This window comes from Bacillus cereus (assembly GCF_015071065.1).
Taxonomy (GTDB): Bacteria; Bacillota; Bacilli; order Bacillales; family Bacillaceae_G; genus Bacillus_A; species Bacillus_A cereus_BA.
The window spans coordinates 111,307-125,437 of record NZ_VOVA01000011.1 but is presented as its reverse complement, the minus strand read 5'-3'; the positions used below and the strand labels follow the sequence as shown (position 1 = coordinate 125,437).

Genomic DNA, 14,131 nt, shown 5'->3' with positions numbered 1-14,131 from the left:
GGCAGTTTAAAATAATGGCAATGATTTTTTGTGCTCCTGATTTTCCGAATGCTCCTAAAATAATCCCTAAGATAGGAAAGATTATTTCTATCATAAGTGTATATTTTAAATAATGAGAGTAGAAAAAATGGGATGATATAAATAAGTATTCAATAATTACAGCAATTACTGCGATAGAGAAAAATAAATAGGATAATAGCACAGTTATTTTTTTCACGGTTATTCCTCCTTAGAAATTAAGTCGTTATAATATAAGTGCTATTGATGTATAGAACACAAGAGTGTATATATTTTAATTAAAACATACTGAAGTACTATATAAACAGTTATACGTAAAATAAATCTCTAGAAATATATATTCTAATTCCCTTTCCTTCTTGTATATAGTTGCAATTCTTCTTTTGAATATAACTAAAACACGAACGTTATCGATGACTAATAAAAAAACATTCGATTATTTATTGACATTGTTTATGGAATATTGTTAATATAGCCATAGAAACAATAATATATAAGACCTCATATAATCGCGGGGATATGGCCTGCAAGTCTCTACCTAACGACCGTTATTCGTTGGACTATGAGGGAAAGTCACTCGGTATTTTTCTATTCACAAGGGATACGTATGCCTGAGTAGAGCACTTTCTCTCATAGTAAAAGAGAAACTGTTCTATTTCAGGCTTTTTTTATTTGAATCGGGGGGATTCTAATATGAAATCACTAGTTGGAGTCATAATGGGAAGCACGTCAGACTGGGAAACAATGAAATATGCTTGTGACATTTTAGATGAATTAAATATACCGTATGAGAAAAAAGTTGTATCCGCTCATCGGACTCCGGATTATATGTTTGAATATGCAGAAACAGCTCGTGAGCGTGGATTAAAAGTTATTATTGCTGGAGCTGGTGGAGCAGCACATTTACCTGGAATGGTTGCAGCGAAGACAAATCTTCCTGTAATCGGTGTCCCAGTTCAATCAAAAGCGTTAAACGGCCTAGATTCATTATTATCCATTGTCCAAATGCCAGGAGGGGTTCCAGTTGCATCTGTTGCAATTGGTAAGGCTGGTTCAACAAATGCTGGATTGCTTGCTGCACAAATACTTGGATCATTTCATGATGACATACATGATGCATTAGAGTTGAGACGAGAGGCTATTGAGAAAACTGTGCGTGAAGGTAGTGAGCTAGTATGACGAGAATCATCTTACCTGGAAAAACAATCGGCATTATTGGAGGCGGCCAGCTTGGAAGAATGATGGCGCTGGCAGCTAAGGAGATGGGTTATAAAATTGCTGTTTTAGATCCTACAAAGCATTCACCATGTGCACAAGTTGCTGATATTGAGATTGTTGCATCTTATGACGATTTAAAAGCAATTCAGCATTTAGCAGAGATAAGCGACGTTGTCACATATGAATTTGAGAATATTGATTATAGATGTTTACAATGGCTTGAGAAACATGCGTATTTACCACAAGGTAGTCAGTTGTTAAATAAAACGCAAAATCGTTTTACAGAAAAGAATGCAATTGAGAAAGCCGGGTTACCTGTAGCATCGTATAGATTGGTTCAAAATCAAGATCAACTTACAGAAGCAATTAAAGAGTTATCTTTCCCTTCTGTCTTAAAAACAACGACAGGTGGATACGATGGTAAAGGGCAAGTTGTTTTAAAGAGTGAAGCTGATGTTGTGAGAGCAAAAGAGCTTACTAATAAAGCAGAATGCATTCTTGAAAAATGGGTGCCTTTTGAAAAAGAAGTATCAGTTATTGTAATTCGTAGTGTAAGTGGTGAAACGAAAGTGTTTCCAGTAGCGGAAAATATTCATGTGAATAACATTTTACATGAATCTATCGTTCCAGCTCGCATTACAGAAGAGCTTTCTCAAAAAGCAATTGCTTATGCAAAAGTGCTTGCGGATGAATTAAAACTTGTGGGAACACTAGCGGTAGAGATGTTTGCTACAGCTGACGGTGAGATTTACATTAATGAATTAGCACCAAGACCTCACAACTCAGGGCATTATACGCTTGACGCATGTGAAACGAGTCAATTTGGTCAACATATTCGAGCAATCTGTAATTTACCTCTTGGAGAAACAAATTTGTTAAAACCAGTTGTCATGGTTAACATTTTAGGCGAACATATAGAAGGGGTCCTAGGACAAGTGAATAGATTAACCGGGTGCTATTTACACTTGTATGGAAAAGAAGAAGCAAAAGAGCAGCGAAAAATGGGGCATGTTAATATTTTAAATGATAATATTGAAGTCGCTCTAGAAAAAGCGAAGAGTTTGCATATTTGGGACCATCAAGAACAACTGTTGGAGGGAAAAAGATGATTAATCGTTATACACGCCCTGAAATGGGTGCAATTTGGACGGAAGAGAATAAATTTAAAGCGTGGTTAGAAGTTGAGATTTTAGCTTGTGAAGCATGGGCTGAGCTTGGCGATATTCCAAAAGAAGATGTGAAAAAAATTCGTGAACATGCATCATTTGATATTGATCGTATTTATGAAATTGAAAAAGAAACACGTCATGACGTAGTTGCTTTCACTCGTGCTGTATCAGAAACACCAACATTAGGTGAAGAACGTAAATGGGTTCATTACGGTTTAACATCCACAGACGTAGTAGATACAGCTTTATCTTATATTTTAAAACAAGCAAATGAAATCTTGTTAAAAGACTTAGAAAACTTTGTTAGCATTTTAGCTAATAAAGCGAAAGAGCATAAATACACGATCATGATGGGAAGAACACACGGTGTACATGCAGAGCCAACAACATTTGGTTTAAAACTTGGTCTTTGGTATGAAGAAATGAAACGTAATGTAGAGCGTTTCAAACAAGCTGCTGATACAGTTCGCGTGGGGAAATTATCTGGTGCGGTTGGTACATATGCAAATATTGATCCATTCGTAGAAAAGTATGTTTGTGAAAACTTAGGATTAGAAGCAGCACCAATTTCAACACAAACATTACAACGTGATCGCCATGCACATTACATGTCAACACTTGCACTAATCGCAACATCTGTTGAAAAGATAGCAGTTGAGATTCGTGGTTTACAAAAGAGTGAAACACGTGAAGTTGAAGAGGCTTTCGCAAAAGGTCAAAAAGGTTCTTCTGCAATGCCGCATAAACGTAATCCAATTGGATCTGAAAATATGACTGGTTTAGCTCGTGTTATCCGCGGTTATATGATGACAGCTTACGAGAATGTTCCGTTATGGCATGAGCGTGATATCTCGCACTCTTCTGCAGAACGCGTAATTTTACCAGATGCTACAATCGCGTTAAATTACATGTTAAATCGTTTTGGTAATATCGTTAAAAACTTAACTGTATTCCCAGAGAATATGAAACGCAATATGACAAGAACATACGGCTTAATTTACTCTCAGCGCGTAATGCTTACACTAATTGACAAAGGCCTGGTGCGTGAAGAAGCTTATGATATCGTACAGCCTAAAGCAATGGAAGCTTGGGAAACACAAGTACAATTTAAAGAGCTTGTAGAAGCTGATGAGCGTATTACAAGTAAGTTAACGCAAGAAGAAATTAACGAATGCTTTAATTATGAACATCATATGCAACACGTTGATACAATCTTTGAACGCCTTGGATTAAACGAAGCGTAAAATTTCATATGGCACAGAATAGAGTCATTCTGTGCCATTCTTTATAAAAATATTATTCACATTTTTCAAACTACAGGGGGCTTGCGAAATGCAAAAGCTAGAATTGCTGTATGAAGGTAAGGCAAAAAGAATTTATCGTACAGAATCAGCAGATATGGTTTGGGTAGAGTACAAAGATAGTGCGACTGCTTTCAATGGGGAGAAAAAAGAGACGATTACAGGAAAAGGTCGTTTGAACAATGAGATTACAACTTTATTGTTCAGAAAGTTACAAGAAGTGGGAGTTAAAACACATTTCATTGAGAAGTTATCTGAAACAGAGCAACTTGTTAAAAAAGTGAGTATTATTCCTCTAGAAGTTGTCACAAGAAATGTAATTGCAGGAAGCCTTTCAAAACGTTTAGGAATGGAAGAGGGAACTGTACTTGCAGAACCAATCGTAGAATTTTACTTCAAAGATGATGATTTAGGAGATCCGCTTGTAACGGAAGATCATATTCGTGTATTAAACGTTGCATCGCCAGAGCAAGTAAGCGTATTACGAGATGCAGCTCTACAAATCAATCAAGTGTTGATTGATCATTTCGCAAGCTGTCGTGTAAGATTAGTAGATTTCAAATTAGAGTTTGGCGTAACAGAAGAAGGGGAAATCATATTAGCAGATGAAATTTCACCAGATACTTGCCGTTTGTGGGATGAAACGAGCAATGAAAAGTTTGATAAAGACGTATTCCGTCGTGATCTTGGAAATTTAACAGAAGCATATGAAGAGATTTTAAAACGTTTAGGGGGAATTTCACATGTATAAAGTTAAGGTATATGTAACGTTAAGAGAAAGCGTATTAGATCCACAAGGAACAGCAGTGAAAGGTGCGCTTCATAGTCTTTCGTTCACAGAAGTACAAGATGTTCGAATCGGAAAGTATATGGAATTAACAATTGATAAATCAGTATCTGATCTAGATAGCAAGGTAAAAGAAATGTGTGAAAAATTACTAGCAAACGTTGTAATGGAAGACTACCGTTATGAAGTTGAGGAGGTTGTCGCACAGTGAAATTTGCCGTAATAGTATTTCCAGGTTCGAACTGTGATGTTGATATGTTTCATGCAATTAAAGATGAGCTTGGCGAAGAGGTAGATTACGTTTGGCATGATCGAGAAAATTTAGATGAGTACGATGCGATCCTACTACCAGGTGGATTCTCTTACGGTGACTACTTACGCTGCGGTGCTATTTCTCGCTTTGCTAATGCAATGAAAGCAGTACAAAAAGCTGCTGAGCAAGGAAAGCCAATTTTAGGTGTATGTAATGGATTCCAGATTCTTGTTGAATCAGGATTACTACCAGGAGCATTAATGAGAAACGAAAACTTAAAGTTTATGTGCCGTACGGTTCAGTTACGTGTTGAAAATAACGAAACGATGTTTACATCACAATACGAAAAAGGTGCAGTAATCAATATTCCAATAGCACATGGCGAAGGAAATTACTATTGTGATGAAACAACTCTTAAACAACTAGAAGAGAATAATCAAATTGCATTCCGTTACGTGGAAAATCCGAATGGAAGCGTTTCAGATATTGCTGGTATTGTAAATGAAAAAGGGAATGTCCTTGGCATGATGCCACATCCAGAGCGCGCTGTAGATGAATTACTTGGCGGTGCTGAAGGGTTAAAAGTCTTTCAATCTATCTTAAAACAGTGGAGGGAAACATATGTCGTTAATGCTTGAACCAAATCCAACACAAATTAAAGAAGAGCGTATATATGCGGAAATGGGGCTAACAGACGAAGAGTTTGCCATGGTTGAAAAGATTTTAGGCCGTTTGCCGAATTATACAGAAACGGGACTATTCTCTGTTATGTGGTCTGAACATTGTAGTTATAAAAATTCAAAGCCAGTTCTTCGTAAGTTTCCAACGACAGGTGAGCGTGTCTTACAAGGACCTGGAGAAGGCGCTGGAATTGTAGATATCGGTGATAATCAAGCGGTTGTATTTAAAATGGAAAGTCATAACCATCCTTCTGCAATTGAGCCATATCAAGGGGCAGCAACAGGTGTCGGCGGTATTATTCGCGATGTATTCTCTATGGGAGCACGTCCGGTAGCTCTATTAAACTCACTTCGCTTCGGTGAACTAAAATCACCACGCGTGAAATATTTATTCGAAGAAGTGGTAGCAGGAATCGCAGGATACGGTAACTGCATCGGTATTCCTACTGTTGGTGGAGAAGTACAGTTTGATCCATGTTATGAAGGAAATCCACTTGTAAATGCAATGTGTGTAGGCCTAATTAATCATGAAGATATTAAAAAAGGGCAAGCACATGGTGCTGGTAATACAGTAATGTACGTAGGGGCATCAACTGGTCGTGATGGTATTCACGGTGCAACATTCGCATCTGAAGAGCTATCTGAAAGCTCAGAAGCGAAGCGTCCGGCAGTTCAAGTAGGGGATCCATTTATGGAGAAGCTTCTTATCGAAGCATGTTTAGAACTTATTCAGTCTGATGCACTTGTGGGAATTCAAGATATGGGTGCAGCTGGTTTAACATCATCTTCTGCAGAAATGGCAAGTAAAGCAGGTATGGGTATTGAAATGTACTTAGATGATGTACCGCAGCGCGAAACTGGAATGACTCCATATGAAATGATGTTATCTGAATCACAAGAGCGTATGTTAATTGTTGTGAAAAAAGGTAGAGAGCAAGAAATAGTAGATTTATTTGAGAAGTATGGTCTTGCAGCCGTTACGATGGGGAAAGTAACTGAAGATAAAATGCTTCGCTTATTCCATAAAGATGAAATGGTAGCTGAAGTACCGGCGGATGCTCTTGCAGAAGAAGCGCCAATTTATAATAAACCGTCAAAAGAAGCAGCATACTTTGCTGAGTTCCAGCAGATGAAAATGGAAACACCACAAGTAGAAAATTATAAAGAAACGTTATTATCTCTATTACAGCAACCAACGATTGCAAGTAAAGAGTGGGTATACGATCAATATGATTATCAAGTGCGCACAAGCACAGTTGTTACACCAGGTTCAGATGCAGCGGTTGTACGTGTACGCGGTACAGAAAAAGGATTAGCGATGACGACAGATTGTAACTCTCGCTACATTTATTTAGATCCAGAAATGGGCGGTAAAATTGCAGTAGCGGAGGCAGCACGTAATGTCGTATGTTCTGGCGGAGAGCCACTTGCAATTACAGATTGCTTAAACTTTGGTAATCCAGAAAAACCAGAAATCTTCTGGCAAATTGAGAAATCAGTAGACGGTATGAGTGAAGCTTGCCGCAAGTTACAAACGCCAGTTATCGGCGGAAACGTATCAATGTATAACGAGCGTAGCGGTGAAGCGGTATACCCAACGCCAACTGTTGGGATGGTCGGACTTGTACATGATTTAAAACATGTAACAACACAAGAATTTAAGCAAGCTGGCGACTTAGTTTATGTAATCGGAGAGACGAAAGCTGAGTTTGGTGGAAGTGAATTACAGAAAATGATCTACGGAAAAATTTTCGGTCAATCACCAAGTATCGATCTAGATGTAGAATTAAAACGCCAAAAACAAGTACTAGAAGCAATTCAAGCTGGCCTTGTTCAATCTGCGCATGATGTCGCAGAGGGTGGTTTAGCAGTTGCAATTTCAGAAAGTGCAATTGGTGCTAACGGTTTAGGTGCTAATGTGAAATTAGACGGAGAAGCAACAGCAGTATTATTTGCGGAATCACAATCTCGCTTCGTTATAACTGTAAAACGTGAAAATAAAGAAGCATTCGAGAAAGTGGTTGAAGCAATTCAAGTTGGAGAAGTTACAAACACAAATGAAGTAACAATTCATAATGAAGAAAATGAAGTATTACTTACGGCAAATGTAGATGAAATGAGAAAGGCTTGGAAAGGGGCAATCCCATGCTTGCTGAAATAAAGGGGTTAAATGAAGAATGTGGCGTTTTCGGAATTTGGGGGCATGAAAATGCAGCACAAGTTTCGTACTACGGATTGCACAGTTTGCAGCACCGTGGACAAGAGGGCGCAGGCATTGTTGTAAATAATGGGGAAAAGATCGTCGGTCACAAGGGGTTAGGTTTAATATCAGAAGTGTTTTCAAGAGGTGAGCTAGAAGGATTAAACGGAAAATCAGCAATTGGACATGTACGATATGCAACAGCTGGTGGAAGTGAAGTTGCTAACGTTCAACCATTATTATTCCGTTTTTCCGATCATAGCATGGCGTTAGCTCATAACGGAAATTTAATTAACGCAAAAATGCTTCGTCGTGAATTAGAGGCAGAGGGAAGTATTTTTCAAACAAGTTCAGATACAGAAGTACTTTTACACCTCATTAAACGTAGTACAAAAGATTCTTTAATTGATAGTGTAAAAGAGGCTCTAAATAAAGTGAAAGGTGCGTTTGCATATCTTTTACTAACTGGAAATGAAATGATCGTTGCGCTAGATCCAAATGGATTCCGTCCTCTTTCAATTGGAAAGATGGGGGATGCTTACGTTGTAGCATCGGAAACATGTGCTTTCGATGTAGTTGGTGCAACATACATTCGTGATGTAGAACCTGGTGAATTGATTATTATCAATGATGAAGGAATTCACGTAGATCGTTTTACAAATGAAGTAGACCATGCGATTTGCAGTATGGAATACATTTACTTTGCACGTCCAGATTCTAATATCGCTGGTATTAATGTTCATGCAGCACGTAAAAACATGGGGAAACGTTTAGCGGCGGAAGCTCCTATTGAAGCTGATGTTGTTACTGGTGTACCAGACTCTAGTATTTCAGCAGCAATTGGTTATGCGGAGGCGACAGGAATTCCGTATGAGTTAGGATTAATTAAAAATCGTTACGTTGGACGTACGTTTATTCAACCTTCTCAAGAACTGCGTGAGCAAGGGGTTAAGATGAAGCTTTCAGCAGTAAGAGGCGTAGTTGAAGGAAAACGAGTTGTTATGATTGACGATTCTATCGTAAGAGGAACGACAAGTAAACGAATTGTTCGTATGCTTCGCGAGGCTGGAGCGACAGAAGTCCATGTAAGAATTGCTTCACCACCTCTTAAGTATCCATGCTTCTATGGCATTGATATTCAAACGAGAAAAGAATTAATCGCAGCAAATAATTCAATAGAGGAAATCCGTCAAATCATCGGAGCAGATTCTTTAACATTTTTAAGTGAAGATGGATTAGTAGATGCAATTGGACGTCCATATGAAGGGAAATACGGCGGTTTATGTATGGCTTACTTCAATGGAGACTATCCAACAGCTCTTTATGATTATGAGCAAGAGCTTTTAGAAAGTATGAAATAAGAAGAAAAAAGCTTCTACTTCTTCTGATGTAGAAGCTAGCTTCTTTCTTAAAACGGCCGCCCTGGATGGGGAGAAATTAAAAGACGAGGTGTAAAAAACGATGGCGAATGCATATAAGCAAGCAGGAGTAGATATTGAAGCTGGATATGAAGCGGTATCTCGCATGAAAAAACACGTACAAACAACAATGAGAAAAGAAGTACTAGGCGGTTTAGGCGGTTTTGGAGGTATGTTTGATCTATCAAAATTTGCATTAGAAGAACCTGTATTAGTATCTGGAACAGATGGCGTGGGAACGAAATTGATGCTCGCTTTTATGGCAGATAAACATGACACAATTGGTATTGATGCAGTAGCAATGTGTGTAAATGATATTGTTGTCCAAGGAGCAGAGCCGCTTTTCTTCCTTGATTATATTGCTTGTGGTAAAGCTGAACCTAGTAAAATTGAAAACATCGTCAAAGGTATATCAGAGGGTTGTCGCCAAGCTGGTTGTGCATTAATTGGTGGAGAAACAGCTGAAATGCCAGGAATGTATTCTACGGAAGAATACGATTTAGCTGGTTTTACAGTTGGAATTGTTGATAAAAAGAAAATTGTAACAGGTGAAAAAATTGAAGCTGGTCACGTATTAATTGGCTTAGCATCTAGCGGTATTCATAGTAACGGTTATTCTTTAGTACGAAAAGTGTTACTAGAAGATGGAGGACTATCTTTAGATCGTATTTATGGACGCTTAGAACTACCTCTTGGTGAAGAATTATTAAAACCAACGAAAATTTATGTCAAACCTATTTTAGAACTATTGAAGAACTATGAAGTGTACGGTATGGCACACATTACAGGTGGAGGCTTCATTGAAAATATCCCACGTATGTTGCCAGAAGGAATCGGTGCAGAAATTGAACTAGGATCTTGGAAAATTCAGCCGATTTTCAGTTTACTTCAAGAAGTTGGGAAACTAGAAGAGAAAGAAATGTTCAATATTTTTAACATGGGTGTTGGTATGGTAGTAGCGGTGAAGGAAGAAGAGGCAAAAGATATTATTCATCTTCTTGAAGCGCAAGGAGAAACAGCTCGTATTATTGGACGTACTGTACAAGGATCTGGTGTTACCTTTAATGGGAGCACAGAACTATGAGTAGATTAGCAGTTTTCGCTTCTGGAAGCGGATCTAACTTTCAATCTCTCATTAATGCGGTAGAAGAAAAAAAATTGGAAGCAGATATTAGTTTATTAGTATGTGATAAACCAGAGGCTCGAGCTATTGGGCGTGCACATTATCATGACATTCCATGCTTCGCATTTTCAGCAAAAATGTACGAATCAAAAGAAGTATTTGAAAAAGAGATATTAAAGAAACTAAAAGAATATGAGATTGATTATGTTATTTTAGCTGGATATATGCGTTTAATCGGGCCGACTTTATTAGAAGCGTACGGCGGGAAGATTATTAATATTCATCCATCATTACTACCGAGTTTTCCAGGTAAAGACGCTGTTGGTCAAGCGTTAGAAGCGGGTGTGAAAGTAACTGGAGTAACGATTCATTATGTAGATGCAGGTATGGATACAGGTCCAATTATTGCGCAAGAAGCAGTAGTTGTTTCTGAAGGGGATACGAGAGAAAGCTTACAAAAGAAAATTCAACAAGTTGAACATAAATTATACGTGAATACAGTGAATCAAATTGTTCAGTCTGTGAAAAAACCAACTGTTAACTAACATACAACCAGGGGTGAAGGATAAATGAAAAAGCGTGCATTAGTAAGTGTTTCAGATAAAACAGGAGTAGTAGAATTTGTTAAGGGTTTACTTGAACAAGGGATTGAAGTTATTTCAACAGGTGGTACGAAAAAATTATTAGAAGAAAACGGCTTACAAGTAATTGGTATTTCTGAAGTAACTGGTTTCCCAGAAATTATGGATGGCCGTGTAAAAACATTACATCCAAATATTCATGGTGGTCTATTAGCGGTTCGTGATAATGAAACGCATGTAGCGCAAATGAATGAATTAGGTATTCAACCAATTGACTTTGTTGTTGTTAACTTATACCCATTTAAAGAAACAATCGCTAAGCCTGATGTAACATTTGCTGATGCAATTGAAAATATTGATATCGGTGGCCCAACAATGATTCGCTCTGCTGCGAAAAATCATAAATTTGTATCGGTAATTGTAGATCCAGTAGATTATGATGTTGTATTAGCAGAACTGAAAGAGAACGGTGAAGTAACAGAGGAAACGAAACGTAAATTAGCAGCGAAAGTATTCCGTCATACAGCGGCATATGATGCGTTAATTTCTAACTACTTAACAGAACAAATGGGCGAAGAAAGCCCAGAAACAGTAACGGTGACATTTGAGAAAAAACAAGATTTACGCTATGGCGAAAATCCACATCAAAAAGCAACGTTCTATAAAGCGCCATTCGCTGCAACTTCTTCTGTTGCATACGCAGAACAATTACACGGTAAAGAATTATCTTATAACAATATCAACGATGCGGATGCAGCACTGAGCATCGTGAAAGAATTTACAGAACCGGCAGTAGTAGCGGTAAAACATATGAACCCATGTGGTGTTGGAGTAGGAACTGATATTCATGAAGCATACACACGCGCTTATGAGGCAGATCCAGTATCAATTTTTGGCGGCATTATTGCAGCGAATCGTGAAATTGATAAAGCTACAGCTGAAAAGTTACATGAAATTTTCTTAGAAATTGTTATCGCTCCTTCGTTCTCGCAAGAAGCTTTAGAAGTGTTGCAAAGTAAGAAAAACTTACGCTTACTAACTGTAAATATTGAAAAGGCAACAAGTGCAAGTAAAAAACTAACTTCTGTACAAGGTGGACTTCTTGTTCAAGAGGAAGATACGTTATCATTAGATGAAAGTGCAATTTCAATTCCAACGAAACGTGAACCGTCAGAACAAGAGTGGAAAGATTTAAAACTAGCTTGGAAAGTTGTAAAACATGTGAAATCAAATGCAATTGTTTTAGCGAATGATAACATGACAGTTGGTGTAGGTGCAGGACAAATGAACCGTGTAGGTTCTGCGAAGATTGCAATTACACAAGCTGGCGAAAAAGCACAAGGTAGCGCACTTGCATCTGATGCTTTCTTCCCAATGCCAGATACAGTAGAAGAAGCAGCAAAAGCTGGTATTACAGCAATTATCCAACCAGGCGGATCAATTCGTGATGAGGATTCTATTAAAGTGGCAGATAAGTATGGGGTTACGATGGTGTTTACTGGCGTACGTCATTTCAAACATTAATAGAGGATGTTTAAAAGGTCCGGTCGAGATAACCTTCGCATGTCGTCGTTACATTGCCAGTGCGGTACTCATGTAGGAAAGCTACACTCCGTGTCCTCCTGGCGAATGCGCCTCGACCTGCTCGGTTCTCTCGATCCTCCCTTTTAAACTTATATTGATACGGATGTTTAAAAGGTCCGGCCGAGATAACCTTCGCATGTTGTCGTTGCATTGCCAGTGCGGTACTCATGTAGGAAAGCTACACTCCGTGTCCTCCTGGCGAATACGCCTCGACCTGCTCGGTTCTCTCGATCCTCCCTTTTAAACTTTTATTGATATGAAAACAAACTAGGAGCATAGCTTCTAGTTTGTACTTATTTAATTATTGGGGGATGAAATATGAATGTTTTAGTAATTGGTCGCGGTGGGCGTGAGCATGCTTTAGCTTGGAAGTTTGCACGATCTGAAAAGGTAGAAAAAGTATATGTAGCACCAGGGAATGAAGGTATGCGAGATGTTGCAACACCAGTTGATATTGATGAGAATGATTTTGATGCATTAGTCTTATTTGCAAAAGAAAACAATGTAGGCTTAACTTTCGTTGGACCAGAAATTCCACTTATGAACGGAATCGTTGATCGCTTTAAGGAAGAGGGACTTCGTGTATTTGGGCCTAATAAAGCGGCTGCTGTTATTGAAGGTAGTAAAGCTTTTACAAAAGAATTGATGGAAAATTATGATATTCCAACTGCGGCATATGAAACTTTTACAGACTATGAAGAGGCAGTAAAGTACATTCAAAAAGTTGGTGCACCGATCGTAATTAAGGCAGATGGGTTAGCTGCTGGTAAAGGTGTAACGGTAGCAATGACGCTTGAAGAGGCATTGCAAGCTGTGAAAGAAATGCTACAAGATGTGAAGTTTGGCGCAGCAAGCAAGAAGGTCGTTATTGAAGAGTTTTTAGATGGACAAGAATTTTCATTAATGGCATTTGTAAATGGAACAACTGTATATCCAATGGTAATTGCTCAAGATCATAAACGAGCTTTTGATGGTGATAAAGGTCCGAATACAGGGGGAATGGGTGCATATTCACCTGTACCACAAATTCCGGAGTCAGCGGTTCAAGAAGCGATTGAAACAGTATTACATCCAACTGCTAAAGCGATGATTCAAGAAGGTCGTTCATTTACAGGGATTTTATATGCGGGGCTTATTTTAACAAATGATGGTCCAAAGGTAATTGAATTTAATGCACGCTTTGGCGATCCTGAAACGGAAGTTGTATTACCACGCTTAGAAAATGATTTAGTTGATGTATGTAACGCTGTATTAGATGAAAGTGAGCTAACGTTAGAATGGTCAGAGGAAGCGGTAATTGGTGTTGTACTTGCTTCTAAAGGATATCCAGAAGCGTATAAAAAAGGTGAAATTATTAACGGATTAGACGCACTGCAGGATGTAATTGTTTTTCACGCAGGGACAGTGATGAAACATGGTGACTTTGTAACAAACGGTGGTCGTGTATTATTTGTTGCTTGTAAGGCAAATAGTTTACAAGAAGCGAAGGATAAAGTGTATAAAGAAATCGGTAAAATTGAGAGTGATGGTCTATTTTACCGAAGTGATATAGGATACCGTGCAATTGGGCATGAGATGACGAGAAGTTAATGTATAAAAAATCCCGCTGATTTCTCAGCGGGATTTTTATGCATCTTTATCTTTTTTTAATTTCCCTTTTTGCTTTGCTATTTCTCGAAGTAAATACTCGATGTGTGCGTTGACGCTACGGAATTCATCGTTCGCCCATTTTTCGATGACTGCGTGTAATTCAGGATCAATACGTAATGGAAAGCTTTTCTTTTTGGCCATAATCACTT

General features: G+C 38.3%; 14 protein-coding genes and 1 riboswitch. Of the genes, 12 read left to right on the top strand and 2 right to left on the bottom strand.

What is annotated here, in order from left to right; all coding sequences use genetic code 11:
• A partial coding sequence (locus FT637_RS21830; RefSeq protein WP_193648079.1) for a hypothetical protein occupies positions 1 to 217 on the bottom strand: 217 nt, incomplete at its 3' end.
• 282 nt (positions 218 to 499) lie between these two features.
• Positions 500 to 601, top strand: a riboswitch (purine riboswitch).
• A 110-nt stretch (positions 602 to 711) separates the two neighbouring features.
• On the opposite strand from FT637_RS21830, the gene purE reads away from it, so the two are divergent.
• From purE to purD, 12 genes are all read left to right on the top strand, one after another.
• Positions 712 to 1,197: a 5-(carboxyamino)imidazole ribonucleotide mutase gene (purE, locus tag FT637_RS21825; protein ID WP_193648078.1), complete on the top strand. Its 486-nt coding sequence runs from the start codon at positions 712 to 714 to the stop codon at positions 1,195 to 1,197.
• A complete protein-coding gene (gene purK / locus FT637_RS21820) occupies positions 1,194 to 2,345 on the top strand; it encodes a 5-(carboxyamino)imidazole ribonucleotide synthase (protein WP_193648077.1) in 1,152 nt (383 codons plus the stop codon). Before purE ends, purK begins: the two co-directional genes overlap by 4 nt.
• Positions 2,342 to 3,649, top strand: coding sequence for an adenylosuccinate lyase (gene purB, locus FT637_RS21815; protein ID WP_193648076.1), 1,308 nt, complete (start codon positions 2,342 to 2,344; stop codon positions 3,647 to 3,649). Before purK ends, purB begins: the two co-directional genes overlap by 4 nt.
• 88 nt (positions 3,650 to 3,737) lie before the next feature.
• Positions 3,738 to 4,457 carry a phosphoribosylaminoimidazolesuccinocarboxamide synthase gene (gene purC, locus FT637_RS21810; RefSeq protein ID WP_193648075.1) on the top strand — a complete coding sequence of 240 codons (720 nt, stop codon included), beginning with the start codon at positions 3,738 to 3,740 and terminating at the stop codon, positions 4,455 to 4,457.
• A complete protein-coding gene (purS, locus tag FT637_RS21805; protein WP_070140640.1) occupies positions 4,450 to 4,704 on the top strand; it encodes a phosphoribosylformylglycinamidine synthase subunit PurS in 255 nt (84 codons plus the stop codon). The genes purC and purS overlap by 8 nt, the downstream gene beginning before the upstream one ends.
• Positions 4,701 to 5,384, top strand: coding sequence for a phosphoribosylformylglycinamidine synthase subunit PurQ (purQ, locus tag FT637_RS21800; RefSeq protein WP_193648074.1), 684 nt, complete (start codon positions 4,701 to 4,703; stop codon positions 5,382 to 5,384). The genes purS and purQ overlap by 4 nt, the downstream gene beginning before the upstream one ends.
• Positions 5,368 to 7,587, top strand: coding sequence for a phosphoribosylformylglycinamidine synthase II (gene purL / locus FT637_RS21795; RefSeq protein WP_193648073.1), 2,220 nt, complete (start codon positions 5,368 to 5,370; stop codon positions 7,585 to 7,587). The genes purQ and purL overlap by 17 nt, the downstream gene beginning before the upstream one ends.
• Positions 7,572 to 8,987 carry an amidophosphoribosyltransferase gene (purF, locus tag FT637_RS21790; RefSeq protein WP_193648072.1) on the top strand — a complete coding sequence of 472 codons (1,416 nt, stop codon included), beginning with the start codon at positions 7,572 to 7,574 and terminating at the stop codon, positions 8,985 to 8,987. The genes purL and purF overlap by 16 nt, the downstream gene beginning before the upstream one ends.
• A 100-nt stretch (positions 8,988 to 9,087) precedes the next feature.
• Positions 9,088 to 10,128 carry a phosphoribosylformylglycinamidine cyclo-ligase gene (gene purM, locus FT637_RS21785; protein WP_193648071.1) on the top strand — a complete coding sequence of 347 codons (1,041 nt, stop codon included), beginning with the start codon at positions 9,088 to 9,090 and terminating at the stop codon, positions 10,126 to 10,128.
• Complete coding sequence (purN, locus tag FT637_RS21780; RefSeq protein ID WP_193648070.1) at positions 10,125 to 10,712, top strand: phosphoribosylglycinamide formyltransferase; 588 nt, start codon at positions 10,125 to 10,127, stop codon at positions 10,710 to 10,712. The genes purM and purN overlap by 4 nt, the downstream gene beginning before the upstream one ends.
• Positions 10,713 to 10,736: 24 nt before the next feature.
• Positions 10,737 to 12,272, top strand: coding sequence for a bifunctional phosphoribosylaminoimidazolecarboxamide formyltransferase/IMP cyclohydrolase (purH, locus tag FT637_RS21775; protein WP_193648069.1), 1,536 nt, complete (start codon positions 10,737 to 10,739; stop codon positions 12,270 to 12,272).
• A gap of 378 nt (positions 12,273 to 12,650) precedes the next feature.
• Positions 12,651 to 13,922, top strand: coding sequence for a phosphoribosylamine--glycine ligase (gene purD / locus FT637_RS21770; protein ID WP_193648068.1), 1,272 nt, complete (start codon positions 12,651 to 12,653; stop codon positions 13,920 to 13,922).
• 36 nt (positions 13,923 to 13,958) lie between these two features.
• On the opposite strand, the gene FT637_RS21765 is transcribed toward purD, so the two are convergent.
• A complete protein-coding gene (locus FT637_RS21765) occupies positions 13,959 to 14,123 on the bottom strand; it encodes a toxin-antitoxin system HicB family antitoxin (protein WP_193648067.1) in 165 nt (54 codons plus the stop codon).
• Positions 14,124 to 14,131 lie beyond the last annotated feature (8 nt).